General features: G+C 68.5%; 17 protein-coding genes. 15 read left to right on the top strand and 2 right to left on the bottom strand.

Annotation, left to right across the window (positions count from 1 at the left end; translation table 11 throughout):
* The first annotated feature begins 26 nt into the window (after nucleotides 1–26).
* The 6 genes from HWY45_RS00915 (at nucleotide 27) to HWY45_RS00940 (ending at nucleotide 5,856) form a co-directional block, all read left to right on the top strand.
* A complete protein-coding gene (locus tag HWY45_RS00915) occupies nucleotides 27–1,112 on the top strand; it encodes an ABC transporter substrate-binding protein (protein ID WP_059884243.1) in 1,086 nt (361 codons plus the stop codon).
* A gap of 16 nt (nucleotides 1,113–1,128) precedes the next feature.
* Nucleotides 1,129–1,974, top strand: a complete 846-nt coding sequence (locus HWY45_RS00920) for an ABC transporter permease (protein ID WP_059884244.1) — start codon at nucleotides 1,129–1,131, stop codon at nucleotides 1,972–1,974.
* 41 nt (nucleotides 1,975–2,015) lie between these two features.
* The gene (locus HWY45_RS00925; protein ID WP_059884245.1) at nucleotides 2,016–2,816 is read left to right on the top strand and encodes an ABC transporter permease; all 801 of its coding nucleotides are present in this window, start codon (nucleotides 2,016–2,018) and stop codon (nucleotides 2,814–2,816) included.
* 51 nt (nucleotides 2,817–2,867) lie between these two features.
* Nucleotides 2,868–3,725: an ABC transporter ATP-binding protein gene (locus tag HWY45_RS00930; RefSeq protein WP_059884246.1), complete on the top strand. Its 858-nt coding sequence runs from the start codon at nucleotides 2,868–2,870 to the stop codon at nucleotides 3,723–3,725.
* 147 nt (nucleotides 3,726–3,872) lie between these two features.
* The gene (locus HWY45_RS00935) at nucleotides 3,873–4,826 is read left to right on the top strand and encodes a TauD/TfdA dioxygenase family protein (RefSeq protein WP_059884247.1); all 954 of its coding nucleotides are present in this window, start codon (nucleotides 3,873–3,875) and stop codon (nucleotides 4,824–4,826) included.
* A gap of 82 nt (nucleotides 4,827–4,908) precedes the next feature.
* The gene (locus HWY45_RS00940; protein ID WP_059884248.1) at nucleotides 4,909–5,856 is read left to right on the top strand and encodes a TauD/TfdA dioxygenase family protein; all 948 of its coding nucleotides are present in this window, start codon (nucleotides 4,909–4,911) and stop codon (nucleotides 5,854–5,856) included.
* Between the two features lie 51 nt (nucleotides 5,857–5,907).
* Here HWY45_RS00940 and HWY45_RS00945 read toward each other — a convergent pair whose 3' ends face one another.
* Nucleotides 5,908–7,569, bottom strand: a complete 1,662-nt coding sequence (locus HWY45_RS00945) for an ABC transporter substrate-binding protein (protein WP_059884249.1) — start codon at nucleotides 7,567–7,569, stop codon at nucleotides 5,908–5,910.
* A 228-nt stretch (nucleotides 7,570–7,797) separates the two neighbouring features.
* Here HWY45_RS00945 and HWY45_RS00950 point away from each other — a divergent pair, with 228 nt between their 5' ends.
* The 3 genes from HWY45_RS00950 (at nucleotide 7,798) to HWY45_RS00960 (ending at nucleotide 10,023) form a co-directional block, all read left to right on the top strand.
* A complete protein-coding gene (locus HWY45_RS00950) occupies nucleotides 7,798–8,205 on the top strand; it encodes a DUF427 domain-containing protein (protein ID WP_059884250.1) in 408 nt (135 codons plus the stop codon).
* 214 nt (nucleotides 8,206–8,419) lie between these two features.
* Nucleotides 8,420–9,418, top strand: coding sequence for a sulfonate ABC transporter substrate-binding protein (locus tag HWY45_RS00955; protein ID WP_059884251.1), 999 nt, complete (start codon nucleotides 8,420–8,422; stop codon nucleotides 9,416–9,418).
* Between the two features lie 65 nt (nucleotides 9,419–9,483).
* Nucleotides 9,484–10,023 (top strand): hypothetical protein, encoded by a 540-nt coding sequence (locus tag HWY45_RS00960; RefSeq protein ID WP_059884252.1) that lies wholly within the window; start codon nucleotides 9,484–9,486, stop codon nucleotides 10,021–10,023.
* 2 nt (nucleotides 10,024–10,025) lie between these two features.
* On the opposite strand, the gene HWY45_RS00965 is transcribed toward HWY45_RS00960, so the two are convergent.
* A complete protein-coding gene (locus HWY45_RS00965; protein WP_059884253.1) occupies nucleotides 10,026–11,183 on the bottom strand; it encodes an iron-containing alcohol dehydrogenase in 1,158 nt (385 codons plus the stop codon).
* A gap of 434 nt (nucleotides 11,184–11,617) precedes the next feature.
* Here HWY45_RS00965 and HWY45_RS00970 point away from each other — a divergent pair, with 434 nt between their 5' ends.
* From HWY45_RS00970 to HWY45_RS00995, 6 genes are all read left to right on the top strand, one after another.
* Nucleotides 11,618–14,323 (top strand): type VI secretion system Vgr family protein, encoded by a 2,706-nt coding sequence (locus HWY45_RS00970; protein ID WP_081069871.1) that lies wholly within the window; start codon nucleotides 11,618–11,620, stop codon nucleotides 14,321–14,323.
* 6 nt (nucleotides 14,324–14,329) lie between these two features.
* The gene (locus HWY45_RS00975; RefSeq protein WP_059884255.1) at nucleotides 14,330–16,129 is read left to right on the top strand and encodes an alpha/beta hydrolase family protein; all 1,800 of its coding nucleotides are present in this window, start codon (nucleotides 14,330–14,332) and stop codon (nucleotides 16,127–16,129) included.
* Nucleotides 16,126–17,463, top strand: coding sequence for a T6SS immunity protein Tli4 family protein (locus HWY45_RS00980; RefSeq protein WP_059884256.1), 1,338 nt, complete (start codon nucleotides 16,126–16,128; stop codon nucleotides 17,461–17,463). The genes HWY45_RS00975 and HWY45_RS00980 overlap by 4 nt, the downstream gene beginning before the upstream one ends.
* Nucleotides 17,464–17,525: 62 nt before the next feature.
* Nucleotides 17,526–17,789 (top strand): PAAR domain-containing protein, encoded by a 264-nt coding sequence (locus tag HWY45_RS00985; protein WP_059563611.1) that lies wholly within the window; start codon nucleotides 17,526–17,528, stop codon nucleotides 17,787–17,789.
* Between the two features lie 138 nt (nucleotides 17,790–17,927).
* The gene (locus HWY45_RS00990; RefSeq protein WP_059884257.1) at nucleotides 17,928–19,232 is read left to right on the top strand and encodes a TolC family protein; all 1,305 of its coding nucleotides are present in this window, start codon (nucleotides 17,928–17,930) and stop codon (nucleotides 19,230–19,232) included.
* A 10-nt stretch (nucleotides 19,233–19,242) separates the two neighbouring features.
* Nucleotides 19,243–20,700, top strand: a complete 1,458-nt coding sequence (locus tag HWY45_RS00995; RefSeq protein WP_059884258.1) for an efflux RND transporter periplasmic adaptor subunit — start codon at nucleotides 19,243–19,245, stop codon at nucleotides 20,698–20,700.
* Nucleotides 20,701–20,717: the final 17 nt, after the last annotated feature.

Below are 20,717 nucleotides of genomic sequence, written 5' to 3' on the forward strand. Positions count from 1 at the left end.
TTCGTTCCCTCTTGACCCGACGCACCATGACCGATCGATTCCCTTCTCCCCTGCGCCTGCTGCGATCGCTGCTTGCCGCCACCCTGATGACGCTGGCCGCCACCGCCGCGCATGCCGACAAACCCGCCGTGATCCGGATCGGCGTCGCCCAGCAGGGTTCGGGCGACCCGCCGACGTTCGGCGGCTCGTCGGCCGCGACCGTACAGATTCAGCAACTGCTCGAAAAGGAATTCGCGGCCGACGGCATCAAGGTGCAGTGGCTGTTCTTCAAGGGCGCGGGCCCGGCCGTCAACGAGGCGATCGCCGACAAGTCGCTCGATTTCGCGTACCAGGGCGACCTGCCCGCGGTGCTCGCGCGTGCGAACGGCCTGAAGACGAAGCTGTTGGTGGCCACCAGCGTGCGCGGCGGCGTCAAGATCGCGGTGCCGCCCGATTCCGACGTCCGCTCGCTGAAGGACCTGAAGGGGCGGCGCGTGTCGATCTTCCGCGGCACCAACCTGCAGCTGGTCGCCGACAACGCGCTCGCGAAGAACCAGCTCGACGAGCGCGACCTGCGCGTGATCAACCTCGACAACGCGAGTTCGCTCGCCGCGCTCGCGTCGAAAGGCATCGACGCGTCCGTCGGCGACTATTCGCTGTACAAGCTGCGCGACGCGGGGCTCGCGCGGATCGTCTACGAATCGCAGCAGGACGGCCCGCAACTGACGCGGCAAACCCACCTGCTGGTGCTCGACGAGTTCGAGCGCGCGCATCCGGACATCGTGCAGCGCGTCGTCACCACCGTCGTCAAGGGCGCGCACTGGTCGTCGGACGAAGCGAACCGCGACGCGCTGTTCAAGCTCTGGGCGAAAAGCGGCGTGCCGGTCGCGTCGTGGCAGGCCGAATACGCGAACCAGCGGCTGAAGGACCGCGTGTCGCCGCTGATCGATCCGTTCCTCGTCGCGCGCTACAAGGCGGTCGCGCAGGACGCGCTGAGGCTGAAGCTGATCCGCCAGCCGGTGAGCGTCGACGGCTGGTTCGAGCCGAAGTATCTCGACCAGGCGCTGCGCACGCTGAAGCTCGAACAGTTCTGGCCGCGCTACGACGCAGCCGGCAAGCCGCTGTCGTCCTGATTCGGGAGGCTGCCGGATGAGCGATACCGCGATCACGATTGCCGCCGCGCCGCACGCAGGCGAGGCCGTTCGCCCGCCGCGTGCGGCGGCCGGCCTGCGGCGCTGGCTGTGGCGCCTCGCGCCGTGGGCGCTGCCCGCGGCGCTGTTCGCGCTGTGGACGGTCGGCTGCGCGCGCGGCTGGATCGCGCCGCAGATCCTGCCGCCGCCCGAGCGCGTGGTTGACTCGCTCGCCGAACTCGCGGCGAGCGGCGACCTCGCGCGCCACACGCTGGTCAGCCTGCAGCGCGTGCTGCTCGGCTTCGCGCTCGGCACCCTGCTCGGCTTCGTGACCGGCGCCGCGCTCGGCCTGTCGCGCACGGCCGCGGCGTACGTGCTGCCGAGCTTCAACGCGATCGTGCAGATTCCGGTGCTCGGCTGGCTGCCGTTCCTGCTGCTGCTCGTCGGCGTCGGCGAGCCGCTCAAGTACCTGCTGATCGCGCATGCGGCGCTGGTGCCCGTGACGTTGAGCACGCTGCAGGGGTTCCGCCAGGCGCCCGCCGCGCTCGACGAGGTCGCGCGCGGGTTCGGCTACAGCCGCCGGCAGCGCATCCTGCACGTCGTGCTGCCCGCCGCGGTGCCGACGCTCGCCACCGGCGTGCGGCTCGCGTTCACGAAATCGTGGCTCGCGCTCGTGGTCGTCGAGCTCGTCGCGTCGTCGGAAGGGCTCGGCTACCTGATCGTCTATGGCCGGCAGTTGTTCCAGCTCGACCTCGTGATGGCGGCGGTGGTCGTGGTCGGCGCGGTCGGCTTCGCGATCAACCGGCTGCTCGATGCGCTGGAAGCGCGCCTGCGGCGCGGCCTGCCGTCGGCGTTTCGCGGCTGATTTCGCGGCTGACCCCGCGCCCATTTCCGGAGGCAACCGCCGTGTCATTCGCTTCTTCCCCCGCCGCCGCGCCCGATCGCCGCCACGCGGCCGACTGGCGCGGCATCGTGCTGCCGCTCGCCGCGTTCGCGATCTGGTGGGCACTCGCCGCGTCGCACGTCGTGAAGAGCGGGCTGTTCGTCAGCCCGGACGCCGTGCTGCGCACCGCATGGGCGCAGGTGACGAGCGGCGCCCTCGCCCGCGCGCTGTCGGCGTCGCTCGCACGCGAGGCGTGCGGCTTCGCGATCGGCGCGGCCGGCGGGCTGCTGCTCGGCACCTCGCTGGGCCTGTCGCGCATCGCGGCGCGCACGATCGGCCCGAGCTTCGACACCTTCAAGCAGATCTCGCTGTTCGCATGGATTCCGCTGATTTCCGTGTGGTTCGGCCTCGGCGACGCCGCGAAAGTCGTGTTCCTGTCGCTCGCCGCGCTGCTACCGGTGGCCGCGCACACCTGCGACGGCATCCACGCGGTGCCGCGCGCGTACGTCGACGTCGCGCGGGCGCTGCGCTATTCGCGCGTCCAGCTCGTGCGGCACGTGATCCTGCCGGCCGCGCTGCCGTCGATCTTCACCGGGCTGTATCTCGGCCTCATCTATTCATGGCTTGCGACGCTCGGCGCCGAATACCTGCTGGTAGCCGGCAGCGGCATCGGCAACACGCTGATCGACGGCAGCGAACAGTTCCGGATGGATCTCGTGCTGTTCGGCATCGTCGTGGTCGGCGCGACCGGCTGGGCCATCAATGCGCTGGCGCGCGCGCTCGAACGCCGGGTGCTCGCCCGGCGCGGCGACCTGCGCGCTTGACGCTGCTTCGTTCTGCTTCCCAGTTCCGTATCGCCTTCACCGGATAGCCTCATGACGACCACCGCCTCCGATTCGATCGACATCCGCCACGTCGGCAAACGCTACGTGCAACGCGGCGCGTCCCTCGTCGTGCTCGACGACGTGTCGCTGCACGTGCGCGCCGGCGAATTCGTCACCATCGTCGGCGCGAGCGGCTGCGGCAAGTCGACGCTGCTGCGGCTGATCGCGGGCCTCGACGCCGACTACGACGGCGAGATCCGCGCCGGCGACGCGCTCGTGCGCGACACGTCGCTGCAGCGCGGGATCGTGTTCCAGGACCATCGGCTGTTCCCGTGGCTCACGGTCGCGCAGAACATCGAGGCGGCGCTGCGCAACGCGCCGCTCGACCCGGCCGCGAAGCGGCGCGCGGTGGCCGACCATATCGCGCTGGTCGGGCTGAACGGCTTCGAGCACGCGTATCCGCACCAGTTGTCGGGCGGGATGGCGCAGCGCGTCGCGATCGCGCGCGGCCTCGTGAACCGGCCGCGCGTGCTGCTGCTCGACGAGCCGTTCGGCGCGCTCGATGCGCAAACGCGCGCGCGCATGCAGAACGAACTGCTGCGCATCTGGGAACAGGAGCGCATCACGATGATCCTCGTCACGCACGACGTCGACGAAGCGGTGTACCTCGGCGACCGCGTCGTCACGATGGCGCCGCGCCCGGGCCGGATCGAACGCATCGTCGGCGTCGACCTGCCGCGGCCGCGCCGCCGCGACGCCCCCGCGTTCGCGCGGCTGCGCGACACCGTGCTGGCCGATTTCGACGACAGCGAACCGCCGGGTGAAGACAGGCCCGGCAGCGGATCCGGCGGCACGCCGGCCGACGCGGGCCGCCCGCATCCGATCGGCGCGTGGCGGCTCGCGTGGTAGCGGCGCCGCCCACGCCGCGCTCAGCAGCGAACCGCATATCGATCATGCGTGCCGCGCCGCTAAGGTTGTGACGATTCATCGGTTCAGTTTCGGCGCGCGCGCTGATTGAATGAAGGCTCGATCCCCCTCGCGTCCAGGAGATGCCCGATGTCCGAAGTCCAGCACGCCGTCCACCCGTCATCGCATGCGCCGCACGCGGAACCCCGCGCGTCGGCCGTCCCGCTTCAGCTCCGCCCGGTCGCGGGCCGGATCGGCGCCGAGATCGCCGGCGTCCGGCTGTCGTCGACGCTCGACGACGCCACGTTCGACGCGATCCAGGCCGCGCTGCTGCGCCACAAGGTGCTGTTCTTCCGCGGCCAGGCGCATCTCGACGACACCGCGCAGGAGGCGTTCGCGCGCCGCTTCGGGCACACCGTCGCGCATCCGACCGTGCCGTCCGTCGACGGCAGCGCGCACCTGCTCGAACTCGACTCCGTGCACGGTGCACGCGCGAATTCGTGGCATACCGACGTGACGTTCGTCGATGCGTATCCGAAGATTTCGATCCTGCGCGCGGTCGTGATCCCGCCCGTCGGCGGCGACACCGTGTGGGCCAACACCGCGGCCGCCTATGCGAACCTGCCCGAGCCGCTGCGCGCGCTCGCCGACACGCTGTGGGCCGTGCACACGAACGCGTACGACTACGCGTCGACGCACGTGAACGCCGACGAAGCGCAGCTCAAGCGCTATCGCGAGGTGTTCACGTCGACCGTCTACGAGACCGAGCACCCGGTGGTGCGCGTGCATCCGGAAACCGGCGAGCGCACGCTCGTGCTCGGCCACTTCGTGCAGCGTTTGAAGGGCCTGTCGGCACACGATTCCGCGCATCTGCTGCAGGTCTTCCACGAGCACGTGACGCGCCTCGAGAACACCGTGCGCTGGCACTGGCAGGAAGGCGACGTCGCGATCTGGGACAACCGCGCGACGCAGCACTACGCGATCAACGACTACGGCGACGCACGGCGGGTCGTGCGCCGCGCGACCGTGCACGGCGACGTGCCGGTGGGCGTCGACGGCCGGCAGAGCGTCGTGCTCAAGGGGCCCGGCGCGACGCTGCAATGACGCCTCGCGCATCGCGGCGGCGGCGCCGCGGTGTCACCACGATTCCGCCCTGCCCTTCGTCCCTTTCAGCCAGGAGCCTCCCATGAGCGCCGTACTCGAACCCGACACCCGCTCGATCGACGTCATCCCGCTGTCCGCGCACATCGGCGCGGAAATTCGCGGCGTCGACCTCACGCAGCCGCTGGCGGCCGCGCAGGTCGCCGAGATCCGCGCCGCGCTGCTGCGCTGGCGCGTCGTGTTCTTCCGCGAGCAGTTCCTCACGCACGCGCAGCACGTCGCATTCTCCGCGCAGTTCGGCGAGCCCACCGTCGGCCATCCGGTGTTCGGGCACGTCGACGATCATCCGGAAATCTATTCGGTCGCGAAGTACCGCAAGGCGATCCGCTTCGACGGCGAGCCGATCCGCCGGCCGTGGACCGGCTGGCACACCGACGTGACGGCGGCCGTCAATCCGCCGTGGGCATCGATCCTGCGCGGCGTGACGATTCCGCCGTACGGCGGCGACACGCAATGGACCAACCTCGTGCGCGCATACGAGACGCTGTCCGCGCCGCTGCGCGGCTTCATCGACGGGCTGCGCGGCATCCACCGCTTCACGCCGCCGCCGGGCGCGCGCGCCACCGGCGCGTTCGACGACGCGGTCGCGCAGCGCCCGCTCGTGACCGAACATCCGCTCGTGCGCGTGCATCCGGAAACCGGCGAGCGCGCGCTGTACGTGAGCCCGAGCTTCCTGAAGTCGATCGTCGGCCTGACGCCGCGCGAGAGCCAGGCGCTGCTCGAGCTGCTGTGGGAACACGTGACGCGGCCGGAATTCACGGTGCGCTTCAAGTGGGAACCGCGCAGCATCGCGTTCTGGGACAACCGCGCGACCGCGCACCTCGCGCCCGTCGACATCTTCGATCTCGACGCCGATCGCCAGCTCTATCGCACCACGCTCGTCGGCGACGTACCGGTCGGGCCGGACGGCGCGCCGTCGGTCGCGCTCGACGGCACGCCGGTGGGCGCGGCGGCCGCCATCGCGCTCAACTGAGCGTCAGCCGAAGCCGGCAAGCGCGCCGCGTCCTGCGGCGCGCTCCCCCCATCAATCCAGCCACACCCCGTCGAACCGGTGCCCGCCGAGCGGCGAGTATGCGAGGCCGCGCACGCGCTTCGACATCGGCAGCGACACGATCGACGTCGCGATCGGCGTGAACGGCACCTGATCCTTGAACACCACCTGCGCCTGCTCGTACAGCGCGGTGCGCTTCGCGACATCGGCATTCGCGCGCGCCCGGTCGACCAGCTGTTCGAAATCCGCGTTGCACCACTTCGACAGGTTGCTGCCGTGCACCGCGCTGCAGCCGAGCAGCGCGCCGAGCCAGTTGTCCGGGTCGCCGTTGTCGCCGGACCAGCCGTACAGGATCGCGTCGTGCTGCCCGTCGAGCTTCGAGCGGCGGTTGTACTCGCCCCATTCGTAGCTGACGATCTTCGCGCGCACGCCGATCTTCGCCCAGTCCTGCTGGATCAGCTGCGCCATCAGCCGCGCGTTCGGGTTGTACGGGCGCTGCACGGGCATCGCCCACAGCGTCAGCTCGAAGCCGTTCGGAAAGCCCGCGCGCGCGAGCAGCGCCTTCGCCGCCGCGAGGTCGCGCGGCGCATCCTTCAGCCGCGGGTTGTACGACCATTGCGCGGGCGGCATCGGGTTCGTCGCGATCGTCGCGTCGCCGTTGAACACGGTCTTCAGGATTGCGGCCTTGTCGACCGCGATGTCGAGCGCGCGCCGCACGTCCACGCGGTCGAGCGGCGGATGCTGCGTGTTGTACGCGACGAAGCCCACGTTGAAGCCCGTTCCCGAGAACAGCGTGAGCTTCGCGTCGCGCCGCACCGTGTCGAGATCCTCGGGACGCGGGAACACCGACATCTGGCATTCGCCGCCGACGAGCTTGCGCAGGCGCGTGGCCGGGTCCGGCGTGATCGCGAACACCAGATGCGCGAGCTTCACGTCGTCCGGCTTCCAGTAGTCGGGGTTCGCGTCGTAGCGGATCACCGCGTCCTTCTGGTACGCGCGCAGCTGGAACGGCCCGGTGCCGACCGGCAGCTGGTTGATGTCGGCCTCGCGATGCTGCGCGGCGAGCTGCGCCGCATACTCCGCCGACAGGATCGACGCGAAGGCCATCGCCAGGTTGCGCACGAACACCACGTCCGGCGTCTTCAGCACGAAGCGCACCGTGTCGTCGTCGAGCTTCTCGATGCGCTCGACGTTGCGGTCGAAGCCGAGATCGCTGAAATACGGGAAGCTCGTCGGGTACGCCTTGCGGAACGGATCGTCGCGGTCGAGCATCCGGCGGAACGTGAACACCACGTCGTCGGCCTGGAACGGGCGCGTCGGCTTGAACCACGCGGTGGTCTGGAACTTCACGCCGCGCCGCAGGTGGAACGTATAGACGCGCTGGTCGGGCGACACGTCCCAGTGCGTCGCGAGCCCCGGCTCGAGATCGAGCGTGCCGCGCTTGAACTGCACCAGGCCGTTGTAGATCGTGAACGTGCTCGCGTCGAAATCGGTGCTCGTCGTGTGCTGGCCCGGATCGAAGCCGGCCGGGCTGCCTTCGGTGCAGAACACGAGCGTCTTGCCGGCGGGCGCGGCGAAGGCGGGCGCCGTCGCGCCGGCGAGCAGCAGCGACGCGGCGATGCAGCGAAGGGCCGTCACGGCACGCGGCGCGTGGCGCGCGCGGCGCACGGCCGACGAAACGAAAGGGATCTTCATGGTGGCGGAAAGGGTGGCTGTCATGCGAATGACGACGGCCGATCTTCGCGCGCCTCCCGCCGATCGCTTACCAATTAATTCCGCGTTGCTTATCGCTGCGGGTGCATCCCGCTGCCCGTGCACGGAGATCGCCGCGCGAGCATCGCCGGCCGCCTTCTGGCCCCCTGCGCGTTTTCCGAAACGGGCGCATCGTGTCGGTTCATGCCGCCGCTTCCTGGAGGACACACGATGCCTGTCAGCCCCGATACATCCGCTCGCCCGGTAAAGACGCCGGGCCCCGATCACCCGATCACGGTCGAGCCGCACCCGTTGCGCGTCGTGGTCAAGGCGGCCGGCAAAGTCGTCGCCGATACGCGCCGCGCGCTGGCGCTGCGCGAGGCGGCGTACCCCGCCGTGCTCTACATCCCGCGCGACGACGCCGACATGACGCTGCTCCAACGCACCGATCATGCGACGTACTGCCCGTACAAGGGCGACTGCGGGTACTACTCGATTCCCGCCGGCGGCGCACGCGCGGTCAATGCGGTCTGGACCTACGAGCAGCCGTACCCGGCCGTCGACGCGATTCGCGGGCACCTCGCGTTCTATCCGGATCGCGTCGATTCGATCGAGGAAAGCCCGATCGGCACCGATTGAGCGTCACGGCACCCTGCCGATCCATCGTTCACGCATCGGGCGCGCCGCTGATTTGCATATGCGCATTCGTTGGTTGGCCGCCGGCGTGCGCGGCCGTATCGTCGTGGGTCCGGCGCGGGCCGGCCCGTGGCGCGTGTCGCCCGTGGCCGGCCCCGCCGTGTGCCGACCGCACCGCTTCCGCGCGCGGCCCGCTCCCTCGCCGCCAGGACACCCGATGAACGACACACCGCACGCAGACGTCGCCACCGATACGACACCGCCGAACCCGCATCGCCGCCAGTGGCTGCAAGGCGCCGCCGCCGGGCTGGCCGGGCTCGCGCTCGGGCCGCTCGCGGGCCGGCAAGCGCACGCGCAAGGCAACGGCACGCGGCTGCGCGTCGGTTTCCAGAAGTACGGCAACTTCGTCGTGCTCAAGGCGCGCGGCACGCTGGAGAAGCGGCTCGCGAGCCAGGGCGTGTCGGTGCAATGGCTCGAGTTTCCCGCCGGGCCGCAACTGCTCGAAGGGCTGAACGCCGGCGCGATCGACGTCGGCACGGTCGGCGAAACGCCGCCGATCTTCGCGCAGGCCGGCGGCGTCGACTTCGTCTACATCGGCCACGAGCCGCCCGCGCCGCGCGGCGAGGCGATCGTCGTGCTGCCCGATTCGCCGATCCGCACCGTCGCGCAGCTGCGCGGCAAGAAAGTCGCGCTCAACCGGGGCTCGAACGTCCACTACCTGCTCGTGAAGGCGCTCGAACATGCGGGCCTCGCGTACACCGACATCCAGCCGATCTACCTCACGCCCGCGGACGCGCGCGCCGCGTTCGTGCAGCGCAACGTCGACGCGTGGGTGATCTGGGATCCGTACCTGGCCGCCGCGGAACGGCAGCTGAACGCGCGCGTGGTCGCGAACGGCGAAGGGCTCGTGCGCAACACGCAGTACTACCTCGCATCGCGCAAGTACGCGGCCGCGCAGCCGCAGGTGCTGCGCGCGCTGCTCGACGAAGTGGACGCGGTCGACCGCTGGGGGCGCGACCACGTGCCGGAGGTCGCGGCGCAGTTGTCGCCGCTGGTCGGGCTCGACGCGCCGACGCTCGAAATCGCGCTGCAGCGCGCGGGATACGGCGTCCAGCCGATCACCGACGAGACGCTCGCCTACCAGCAGAACATCGCCGACGTGTTCAGCACGCTGAAGCTGATCCCGGGCAAGGTGACAGTCGCGAACGCGCGGTAGGCGGCACGCGATGGCGGATATGGACCGATCGCGCGGCGCGCGCTTCGTGTACGCTACCGCCCACCATGACGATCCATCCCCTCCGCACTTTCCTGATCGCCTCGGCGCTCGCCGTTTCCGTGACTTCGCACGCGCAGCAGGTCGGCGTGGTGACGGGCGGCGTCTACTACACGCCGAACCCGCATCTCGCGGCCGGCACGCCGCTGCAGATCCTGCCCGACGACGACAAGGGCGTCGCCCGCTGTTGCGCGACCATCAAGGGGCCCGCCAGGAAACCGCCAAGGCAGGTTTTCGACAGCCTGCGCGACCGCACGATGGCCGCGTATGCACTGACGATGCCGCCGTCGATCCCCGCTGACGCGTCGGGCTTCGGCGTCGTCGGGCCCGCGCGTTTCGTGCGCGCAGGCGCGCATCCGGAAGCCGTGCTCGACGACGACCTGCGGCTCGCGTTTTCGACCTGCACGTCGACGGAAGGCGTGCATTACCTCGGCAGGAAGCCCGGCAGCCGCAAGCTGCTGGTGCACCTGTACCTGTACTTCGACGGCGAGTTCGAGCCGAACTGCAAGGACAGCGACCTCGACGGCGGCGGCGCGGCCGGCAAGTAGCGTCACCACGCCTGCCGGTAGATCTCCAGCGCATCGGCCTCCGTCACCTCGCGCGGATTGTTCACGAGCAGGCGGGTTTGCAGCATCGCTTCGGATGCCATCCTCGGCAGGTCGCCCTCGGTCACGCCCACGTCGCGCAACCGGCGCGGAATCCCCGTCGCGACGATCAGCCGATCGATTTCGTCGATCAGCGCGCGGGTTTTCGCGTCGTCGCTGCCGGTCGCGGCCGGCGCGACGATCGCCGCGAGCTCCGCATAGCGCGACGCGGCCGCCGGCGCGTTGAAGCGCAGCACGTGCGGCAGCACCAGCGCATTCGACAGGCCGTGCGGCACATGGAAGATCCCGCCGACCGGATACGCGAGCGCGTGCACGGCCGCGACCGGCGCATTCGCGAACGCCTGCCCCGCGAACATCGCGCCGACCAGCATCGCCTCGCGCGCGTGGCGATCGTTGCCGTCGTCGCAGGCCGCGAGCAGGCTGCGCGACAGCAGCGCCAGCGCCTGTTGCGCGAGCATGTCGGACACCGGGTTCTTCAGGCGCGCGGACGTATAGGCCTCGATCGCGTGAACCATCGCGTCGATGCCGGTCGCCGCGGTGGCCGCACGCGGCAGGCCGAGCGTCAGTTCGGCGTCGAGGATCGCGACGTCGGCGAGCAGGCGCGGCGACACGACGCCCATCTTGCGCGCTTCGCCGACCGTGACGATCGACACCGCCGTCACTTCCGAGCCGGTGCCGGCCGTGGTCGGCATCTGCACGAGCGGCAGGCGCGCGCTCGTGACCTTGTCGACGCCGTACATGTCCGCGAGCGGCTGCTGCCCGGGCGCGAGCGCCGCGATCAGCTTCGCGACGTCCATCGACGAGCCGCCGCCGAGGCCCAGCACGATTTCCGCATCGGCCGCGACCGCGCGGGCGGTTGCGTCGAGCACTACGTGCTCGGGTGGATCGGCGATCACGTCGTCGATCACCGTCACCTGCCAGCCGTGCGCAGCCAGGCTTTCGAGCGCCGGCGCGAGCACGCCGCTGCGATGCAGGAACGCATCGGTGACGACGCACAGCCGCGCGAGCGACGGGAAGCGTTCGCGCAGCAAGGCGCCGAGCTTGCGTGCCGCGCCGAACTCGACGATCAGCGTCGGCACGGTGCGGAATTGGAATGGGGTCATCGGGTGTCTCCGGAGTTGGCGCCGCGCGCGTGTCCGGCAGCGCGGCGTGGCTGCCTGCGGGTCGGCGGTCGGGCAACGGCGGGAGCGTTGGCCGACTGCGTGAACATGCGGGGTTTCACGGTAAGCGTCAAGTCCGGGGCGGAGCGAGGTTCGGTTCGGGGATTCAAGCGGCGTTACAGAAAATCCAGGATGCGACCCCGCGATCTACGGCCCAATCGTGGGACATTGTCGATCCCCTTTTCCGCACTGGAAAAGTGCCCGGGCAATGTGGTATACGTCTCGCTGAAAAAGGTTGAAGCGCGAAACTGAGAGATTTCGCGGGCGTTTTGCGAGTAGAGCAATGGCGGCCGACAACGGCACGCTTTGACGAAACCGCATCATCATTCCGGGGCGATTGCGCGGCGACCGAGATCCGCCGTGCAGCCGATGAAACCATGCCAATATCTTCATCCGTGCCGGCGGCGTCCGGCCTGTCGGGTGGGCCTTCCGACGCGCAACTGGCGGCAATCGCCCGGCAGTTCGATCAACTCGCGTCGCCCTTCTCCCAGGCCCAGCGGTTGTTTCGGATCGCGCTCGCCCCCGACTCCGGCCTCCCGGACGGCGCACTTCTCCCGTTGCGGCTCATCGGTAGCGAAGGCATTTGCGAACCGTTGCGATACTCGCTCAAATGCCTGTCGACCGACGTGCGTTTGCCGCTCAAGACGTTGAGCGGGCTGCCAATTGCCTTCCATATCGTCGACGACCACAATCGCAAACACACGATCTGCGCGATCGTCACCGCAGTCGACCAGATCACCTCCGACGGCGGATTCGTGCTGAACGAGCTGACGTGCGTCGACGCACTCGGCGTGATCGAGGAACGGGTCACGTGGCGGGTGTTTCCGGCGGCATCCGTCATCGACGTCACCGATGCGATCCTCGGCGAACACGTGCGTGAAAACCACGTTCTGGCCAGCGCCTTCGAGCTGGACACGAGCCACTTGCGCGGAACGTACCCGCAACGGGCGTTCACCATGCAGGCCGGCGAAAGCGATGCCGGGTTCCTGATGCGGCTCTGGCGTCGCGAGGGCATCGCATGGTATTTCACGCATGAAGTCAAGAATGACCACCCGGTTCATACATTGCGGCTGGTCGACGACATTCACGCGTGGCGCAATAATCCGGCGCACTCGGTCCGGTTCAATCGCGCCGACGCAACCGAGCCCGAGGACACCATCGTCGCGTTCCGCGCACATCGCCGCGTGACGCCCGCAAGCGTACAGGGCCGCTCGCATGATTATCGAACCGGCCGTCCGCAATCGGTGTCGGAAGATAGCCGTGCCGATCAGGGCACGCGCGGTCACGCGCTGAGCGCGACGCTCAGCCGCTACCACTATGACGCCCCTCACGTCGCCGACAGCCTTCTGCATTACGAACAGATCAACAGCCGTCGTCAACAGGCGCACGCGCTGCGCTCCAAGGACTTTTCGGGCGAAAGCGTCGTACGCGCATTCAGTGGCGCCGCCGGCTCGATCTTTACGTTGAACGGTCATCCCGAGATCGATACGCATGCCCCCGATCAACGCCGCTTTCTGCTTACGTCCGTCGAAGTCGACGTTCGCAACAACTTCCTGCCGCGGTCGCCAGGCAATCGCCTGACCGCGGACGCGACGGACGAGCCTGGCTACCTCAATCGCTTTCGCTGCATACGCGCGGATATCCCCTTCGTGCCCGACTACGACCCCGCCGCCGTGCCGCATCCGGGGCCGATGACCGCGAGCGTTGTCGGCGCCCCGGGCGCCGAGATCGACGTGGACGAAGAAGGCCGAATCGCGGTCCGCTTCCACTTCGCCCGGCAAGAGGATCACCCAGTCAAAGGGGCAAGCGGCACGCCGCGCGACTCCGCGCGCATTCGCTACGCTCCACCGTGGGCCGACCAGCGCGCGGGCACGGCATTTTGGCCACGCGTCGGCAACGAGATCCTGATCCTGTTCCAGCATGGCGACCCCGACAAACCGATCGGCATCGCGACCCTGCACGGCGCGAACACGCCACCGCCGCAGTTCTCCGGCGCTGGCGCGCTGCCCGGCAATGCGGCGCTGTACGGGATTCGCTCAAAGGAGGTCAAGGGCGTTGGCTACGGCGAGCTTCTGTTCGACGACACGACCGGGGAGACGAAGACCAAATTGTCGTCCGAGCATGGCAAGACCCAGCTCAATCAAGGCTGGATCGGTCATCCGCGTGCGGACGGCCGATCCGAGAAGCGCGGCGAGGGTTTCGAATTGCGCACTGATCTATCCGGCGCAATTCGCGCTGCACAGTTGATGATCAGCACGGATTCCCGTCAGAACGCGACCGGCAAGGTCATGGACCGGCAGGAACTGATCGGACAGCTGGAGACGGCCCTCGCGATCGCCAGGCAGCTTGCGAGCCTCGCCGAAACGCATGAGGCGGATACGACCGATACCGACGGACAAGAGAAGCTCGTCGAGCAGATCAGGAAATGGGAGGACGGGGCCGGCGGCGGCGCGATCGCGTTGAGCGCTCCAAACGGCATCGCGGCTGCGACGCCGCGCAACATCGTCGCGTCGGCAGGCCGGCACCTGGACATGATCGCCGTACAGGATGCCAACCTCAGCACGGGACGCAAGATCCTGCTGCGTGCGGCCCAGGGCCTGTCCGCATTCGCGAAGGCCGGCATGAAGCTGATTGCGGGCACCGGCGACGTGGTCGTTCAAGCGCAACAGGGCAAGGCCGAAGTCGGCTCCGCCGAGCGGCTGCATCTGTACTCGCTGAAGGAACTGCTGATCGAGGCGCCGAGCATCACGTTCAAGGCCAGCGGCGTCACCTACTCGCTTGCCGACGGCAAGGTGCTCGCGTCGTCGAGCGGCCCGCACACCATCGAGTCCGCAGGCTTCACGCATTCGGGCGGAGGCGGCGGCAATCCCGACCTGCCTCACATGCCGGCGTCGACGATGCAGACAGACGAGAAATTCGCCGTCGCGACGCGTCGCGGCGACGCGTTCTCACGGCTCGGGCATCAGGTCGAGGACGAGACTCAGGCCGTGCGCGACACCGGCCGCCTTGCTGCCGATGGCGCACACGAAACGACCGTGCAGGATGCCCAGATTCGACCGCTGACTTTCATTCCGAAACTTTGATCGACCATGGCGACGCCAGAAACCGAACCTCCGCTCACGACCGGCTGCCCGGTCGACCCGAAGGCGCGCCGTCGCGTATCGTTGCAGTTCGACGACCAGACGGGCGACCCCTACTTCGAAAGCGTCACGAGCCCGACGAATTTCAAAATGCGGGCATTGTGCGTATTGCCGCCACGACATGTCATTCCGGTCATCTTCGTGCCCGGGATCATGGGCAGCAATCTCTGTTCGAACGGCACGGACGCGGACGACGGAACCGCGGCATGGCGACCGCCGAACGGCAAGATACAGGGTCTGGGGGAATTGTGGCGACGCGCCCATCAAACGCCGGCCGAGCGTCAGAAGCAAATGAAGCCCGAATCGGTTCGAGTCGATACCGGCGGAAAGATCAGCATTCCGCGCAGCCTGTACACGATCACGGAAAAGGAAGCGCGCAAGCGTGGCTGGGGCGAGGTGCATCTCGACAGCTACGGACATGTGCTGGCCGAACTCGAGATCGCGCTGAACGAACAATACCTCGACGCAGGCACGAAGGACCACACCCTGATGCCCGTTTGGGAGATCGCCAAGACCCTGAGACGCAGGGAAGGCAGCCACGCGTCGGGTAAGGACGTCGACGTGGTCGACAAGGACTGGCATCCGGTCAACACGACCGTTCCCCCCCTCGGCAGCCAGGAATTCTCCAGGCTCGACGACTATTTCTTCCCGGTATGGGCTTGCGGCTATAACTGGCTGAAGAGCAATGAAGAATCGGCACAGGAGCTGATTGCCCGCATTCACACGGCCCTCGACTATTACAAACGTGGAAATTACTGGATTTCAACCGACAAGGTGATCGTCGTCACCCATTCGATGGGAGGGCTCGTCACGCGACGCGCGGCTCAGGATCTCCAGGATACGATCCTGGGTGTCGTTCACGGTGTACAGCCCGTCGGCGGCGCCCCGGTGGTCTATCGCCGCCTTCGAGCCGGGACCGAAACGAACGGCTGGTTCGATCTGCAGGGCATGGCGCTCGCCGCCGTGTTCGGATGGAGCGCTGCCGACATTACGTGTGTGATGGCAAACTCTCCAGGCCCGCTCGAATTGCTCCCGACGAAGCAGTATCCGGGCGGCTGGCTACGCTTCGTTCAGGAGCGAGGGGGTCAAAGCAAGGAAGTGATGCCCCGCTTGCCGAATGCGGACCCCTATCTGGAAATCTATTCGAAGCGTGCACAGGAGGTATGGTGGGGCATGGTCGACGAGATGCTGATCGACCCCGCCAACAAGACGCCCAAGGGAATGGAACCCTATGGGCAATACATGGTGACGCTCGGCGCGGCGGAAAAATTTCACGACACCGTGAAACTCGATTGCCACCCGGTGACCTATGCGCATTACGGCTACGACGCCAGGCAGATATCGTTCGGGCGCATCGTATGGAAGACGAGCGACGAGATCCGTCCCGGCTCCGACCTCGGATCGGATATCGCCAGCCTCCTGTCGAATGCGAAAGCAGCATCATTCAACGAGCTGGGCAAATCCACCGTCCAATTGGGCGATAGCAACATCCGGTTCCGCCTCGAGAACCATCAGGAACCGACTGAATACGACATGGCCAATGCCGGCGACGGCACCGTTCCGTCGCAGTCGGGCGCGCTGATCGAGAAGGGGTCGCCGGCGCCCAAGGTATTCCGCATGGATGGCTTCGACCACGCGGCAAGCTACAAGAACGAAAACGTCCTGAACAACGTGATGTACTGTATCGCGAAGATCGTACAGCTGGCGCCGGCGATCTCGGCCGATGCATCAGGAGGAGCACCCGCATGAACACAAAGGTGTGGCCGGCGCTGTTCGCCGGCCTGATTGCTTTTCCCTGCCTTGCGAAAGAGCCTTCGATGAGCAATGTGAAAACCTACTGCTACGGCCGCTATCTGGTCGATCTTCCGGCGGACGCCCAACTGACCGGACAGGGATATGAATACGACTACGGACGCATCGACGCATCGAAGGAGGACAGCGACCTGGCGGGTTTCGACAGGCGCATGAAGACACGGTACGAAGCCCTGAAAGCAGGCAAACAGAAAGACGGGTTCGACGTTGCCGCCGAACGTCAGCCGGCGAAGAACATCCGCATCTTCGAGCTCTCGAAGAAAGTGATTACGTTCATGGCGGGCGGCTTCGAAGCGTACAAGTGGGATCGCGGGACGACGTTCAGCATGCAGTACTCGGGCTATTCCGTCGAAAAGCTGCCGTCCGTCGTTGCCGGCGTGCAGGGTGAGGTGCTCGACAAGCTGCAGTATCGCGAACCGGACGACATTCCATCGAAATCCGGCTTCTGTCTCGGCAACGGCTTCATCGCCGGGGCCGGCACGACCGAGCAGCCGGAAGAAGCGTGGATGAGCTTCCGGTTTCCGCAATGGCCGGGGGTCGTCGTCACCGTGCGTTCGATGACCGTGTCGAAGCCCGGCGAGCCGAAGCTCCTCGCGCGCCTCGGCAATGCATCGTCCTCCCGATCGCTCTCCGGCTTGCTGGCCCAGGTCCACGTTCTGCGCAAGGGCGAGCGAATCGCAGCCGGCCGCGCCGGCGAGGAAATGCTTTCCACGGTTCCGACAGACGGCGGATACAGGCTGCATCAGTTCCGCTGGGAGGCGCAGGGTACGAAACTCAACGCCCCGCTGGACCCGACGCTGATCGTCGAATTCCAGAGCGGCGCGAAGTACGACCACGGGCAACCCATTCGCCCCAAGGTCACCGACGAGCAAGCCACCCAGCTGTTCGACGCCGTCGTCAATTCGATCCGGTTGCGGCCAAGCGCCGGCGGCACCTTGTCGGACGGCGGCCCCGCCGCGCCGCTCCCGCTCGGCACGCTCGCGGCCACCGGCGCCCCGTGTCCGCAAACGGGATGGTGGACATGCCCTGAAGCAAGCGGACACGAAATCGTGGGCGGCGCGCGCCAGCTGTTGACGCAAGGGTCGGTCACGCCCGCCGCGCAGGTGCTGGACAAGGCGCGCTGGTTCGACAAGGCGCGCGGCAAACACAGGCAATTCAGTATCTCGACCACCTGGCAACTCGTCGGGTACGCCGATCCGCAGCCCGACACCCCGCCACGCGGAAAGGCGGGAGACGGCGTCGACGACGCGACACCCGAAAACGATGCCTGACACGTGGGCGGTCATGTCCTGGCCTCGGCGTTTCCGGCCGATCCTCGCCGGTGGAATATATCGTGAAGAATGTCATTCGTATCGGCGACCCGACCAGCCACGGCGGGGTCGTGACAAGCGGGGACGATAGCTTTCTGGTCGACGGCCGTGCAATCGCGCGCGTTGGCGACACGTGCACCTGCCCGCTTGCGGGGCACCAGGCGTGCGTCATCGTCGAAGGCGACGCGGGATTCGTCGTCGGCGGTCGCGCGGTCGCGCTCGACGGCCATAAAACGAGCTGCGGCGCGATCCTCCGCGCCACCACAACGAACTTCGCTTCCGATTGACGTGACGTATCGCGCCGGGCTTCGATCGGCGCCACTCCCCCCCTCCCCGCGATTCTGACGAAATTGTCATCTTCGCCTCATGTTTGCATTGCACCCCGTCCGTAGCATCGACTGCGCTCAATCCCGCTCCAGTCGTCCATGCTCAAACGTAGAATCGCCGCCGTGCTGTTCGTCCCGTTCGCGGGCGCCGCGCTGGCACAGTCCCCGCCGCCGCCCGGCGAACCGGCGCGTGCCACGCTGAATCCTTCATCCGCGCCGTCCACCGCACAAGACCCACTATCGCTCACCGCCGCGCTCGCGATGGCCGGCGAACGCAACCCGGCGCTGCGCAGTGCCCGCTCGGACGCCGACGCGTCCGCCGGCACGCTGATGCAGGCCGGCGCGCGCCCGAACCCGACGCTGTCGTTCCTGCAGGAAGGCTTCGCCGCGCAGGAGCGCACCACCACCGGGCAGCTCTCGCACACGCTCGAACTCGGCGGAAAACGGCGCGCCCGGCTCGACGTTGCATCTTACGGGCGCGAAGCGGCGCTCGCGTCGCTCGACGAGCGGGCCGCCACGCTGCGCGCCGACGTCGTCCGCGCGTTCTACGGCCTGCTCGCCGCGCAGCGGCAGCTGAAGGTCGCGCAGCAGTCGACCGCCATCGCCGCCCGTTCCGCCGACATGGCCGACAAGCGCGCGCGCGCCGGCAAGGTGTCGCCGGTCGAGGCCACCAAGGCGCGCGTCGCCGAAAGCGGCGCGCGTATCGAACTCGCGAACGCGGCCGCGCAGGTCGCCACCGCCGCCGAGCAGCTCGCGAACGTCACCGGCAATCCGGCCGTGGCCGCCCGCACGGCAGCCGGCGACCTCGATGCGATCCCGGATGTCGCACCGCTCGCGCAGCTTCGCCAGCGCCTCGACGACGCGCCGCAGTCGCGCACCGCCCGCGCCGGCATGCTGCGCGCCAGCGCGCAGATCTCGCTGGAAAAGGCCCGCCGCATCCCGGATCTCACCGTGACCGCCGGGATGAAGCACGTCGTCGCGGGCGGCAGCCCCGACAACCAGGCGGTGGTCGGCGTGTCGATCCCGCTGCCGCTGTTCGACACCAACCGCGGCGCGATCCTCGAGGCCACCCACAAGGCCGAGGCGGCGCGCGCGAGCTTCGACAGCGAACGCGCACGCATCGACCTCGACTTGTCCCAGGCGTTCACGCGCTACCAGCGCGCCGCCGACGAGGCGCGGCAACTGAAGTCCGACGTGCTGCCGGCCGCGCGGCAGTCGCTCGACGCGATGGCGCGCGGCTACGAACTCGGCAAGTTCGCGCTGCTCGACGTCATCGACGCGCAACGCACGCTGTACCAGGCCGAATCGCGCTACGTGCAGGTGCTCGCCGACACCCACCAGGCCTACGCGGACATCGGCCGGCTCGTCGGCGAGCCGCTCGATCCCGCCGCCCCTCTCCGTTGAAGGTTCCGTCATGCAGCGCAAGAAACTGATCCTCGTCGCCGCCGCCACGCTCGGCGCGCTCTCCGTTGCGGTGGGCGCGCTCGCGCTGTCGCGCGGCCCGTCCGCCGCCGCGCCATCCGCCGCCCAGGCCGCCGACGGCGCCGGCCCGCATGGCGGGCAGATCGTCGCCGACGGCCCGCTGTCGGTCGAAATCGTGCTGTCGGAGAAACCCGGCGACGCGCGGCTGATCGTCTACCCGTCGCTCGACGGCAAGCCCGCGCCGAAAGGCGCGCACGTGGCCGGCGTGCTGACCCGCTACGACGGCGCGCGCGTGCCGCTCGCGTTCAACGAGGCCGGAGGAACGTTCACGACGGCCCAGCCGGTCGCGGCCCCGCATGTGTTCGACAGCGCGATCACGGTGAAGGCCGGCGGCCGCACCGCGACGTTTCCGTTCTCGCGCGCGGACGGCGCGATCGCGCTCAATGCGCAGCAGGCCGCCGCCGCCGGCATCGAGACCGCGCGCGCGGGCCCCGCGTCGATCGCGACGAGTTTCCAGCTGCCGGGCGAGATCAAGTTCAACGAGGACCGCACGGCCCACGTCGTGCCGCGCGTCGCGGGCATCGTCGAACGGGTGGCCGTGTCGATCGGCCAGCGGGTCGAGCAAGGCCAGCTGCTGGCCGTGATCGCGAGCACGGATCTCGCCGACCGGCGCAGCGAGCTGCTGAGCGCCGAGCGCCGGCTGCAGGCGGCCCGCACGTCCTATGCGCGCGAGCGCACGCTGTGGGAGGAGCGCATCTCGGCCGAGCAGGACTACCTGCAGGCGCAGGTGCAGCTTCGCGAAGCGGAAATCGCCGCGCAGAATGCGCGCCAGAAGCTGGCCGCGCTGAATGCGCCCGCGTCCGCGTCGGCGCTGAACCGCTTCGAGCTGCGCGCGCCGTTCGCCGGCACGATCGTCGAGAAGCACCTCGCGCCCGGCGAAGCGGTCGCCGCCGACGCGAACGTGTTCGTCGTGTCCGACCTGTCCACCGTATGGGCCGAGCTGGCCGTCCCCGCGCAGCGGCTGAACGACGTGCGCGTCGGGCGCGACGCGATGGTCAGCGCGGCGGCTTTCGATTCGAAGGCCGGCGGCCGCATCGCGTACGTCGGCGCGCTGCTCGGCGAGCAGACCCGCACCGCCGCCGCGCGCATCGTGCTGCCGAATCCGGACGGCGCATGGCGGCCCGGGATGTTCGTCAACGTGTCGGTGGACGCGGGCAAGCAGGACGCGCCCGTCGCGATCGCCAACGACGCGCTGCAGCAGATCGACGGCGCGCCGTCGGTGTTCGTCCGCTCGCCGAAGGGCTTCGTCGCGCAGCCGGTCGAGACGGGCCGGCGCGACGGCCAGGTGGTCGAGATCCTGGCCGGCCTCAAGCCGGGCCAGGAATACGTGACCGCCAACAGCTTCGTGTTGAAGGCCGAACTGGGCAAAGGCAGCGCGGACGAACACTGACCCCGCCCGACGCCGCC

This window comes from Burkholderia stagnalis (assembly GCF_902830275.1).
GTDB lineage: Bacteria > Pseudomonadota > Gammaproteobacteria > Burkholderiales > Burkholderiaceae > Burkholderia > Burkholderia stagnalis.

What these genes read in the sequence shown, in the direction of transcription:
- HWY45_RS00945 (WP_059884249.1), bottom strand. Translation starts at nt 7,569, where the DNA reads ATGAAGATCCCTTTCGTTTCGTCGGCCGTGCGCCGCGCGCGCCACGCG.
- HWY45_RS00965 (WP_059884253.1), bottom strand. Translation starts at nt 11,183, where the DNA reads ATGACCCCATTCCAATTCCGCACCGTGCCGACGCTGATCGTCGAGTTC.
- HWY45_RS00990 (WP_059884257.1), top strand. Translation starts at nt 17,928, where the DNA reads ATGCTCAAACGTAGAATCGCCGCCGTGCTGTTCGTCCCGTTCGCGGGC.
- HWY45_RS00920 (WP_059884244.1), top strand. Translation starts at nt 1,129, where the DNA reads ATGAGCGATACCGCGATCACGATTGCCGCCGCGCCGCACGCAGGCGAG.
- HWY45_RS00970 (WP_081069871.1), top strand. Translation starts at nt 11,618, where the DNA reads ATGCCAATATCTTCATCCGTGCCGGCGGCGTCCGGCCTGTCGGGTGGG.
- HWY45_RS00935 (WP_059884247.1), top strand. Translation starts at nt 3,873, where the DNA reads ATGTCCGAAGTCCAGCACGCCGTCCACCCGTCATCGCATGCGCCGCAC.
- HWY45_RS00950 (WP_059884250.1), top strand. Translation starts at nt 7,798, where the DNA reads ATGCCTGTCAGCCCCGATACATCCGCTCGCCCGGTAAAGACGCCGGGC.
- HWY45_RS00915 (WP_059884243.1), top strand. Translation starts at nt 27, where the DNA reads ATGACCGATCGATTCCCTTCTCCCCTGCGCCTGCTGCGATCGCTGCTT.
- HWY45_RS00960 (WP_059884252.1), top strand. Translation starts at nt 9,484, where the DNA reads ATGACGATCCATCCCCTCCGCACTTTCCTGATCGCCTCGGCGCTCGCC.
- HWY45_RS00940 (WP_059884248.1), top strand. Translation starts at nt 4,909, where the DNA reads ATGAGCGCCGTACTCGAACCCGACACCCGCTCGATCGACGTCATCCCG.
- HWY45_RS00930 (WP_059884246.1), top strand. Translation starts at nt 2,868, where the DNA reads ATGACGACCACCGCCTCCGATTCGATCGACATCCGCCACGTCGGCAAA.
- HWY45_RS00975 (WP_059884255.1), top strand. Translation starts at nt 14,330, where the DNA reads ATGGCGACGCCAGAAACCGAACCTCCGCTCACGACCGGCTGCCCGGTC.
- HWY45_RS00955 (WP_059884251.1), top strand. Translation starts at nt 8,420, where the DNA reads ATGAACGACACACCGCACGCAGACGTCGCCACCGATACGACACCGCCG.
- HWY45_RS00980 (WP_059884256.1), top strand. Translation starts at nt 16,126, where the DNA reads ATGAACACAAAGGTGTGGCCGGCGCTGTTCGCCGGCCTGATTGCTTTT.
- HWY45_RS00995 (WP_059884258.1), top strand. Translation starts at nt 19,243, where the DNA reads ATGCAGCGCAAGAAACTGATCCTCGTCGCCGCCGCCACGCTCGGCGCG.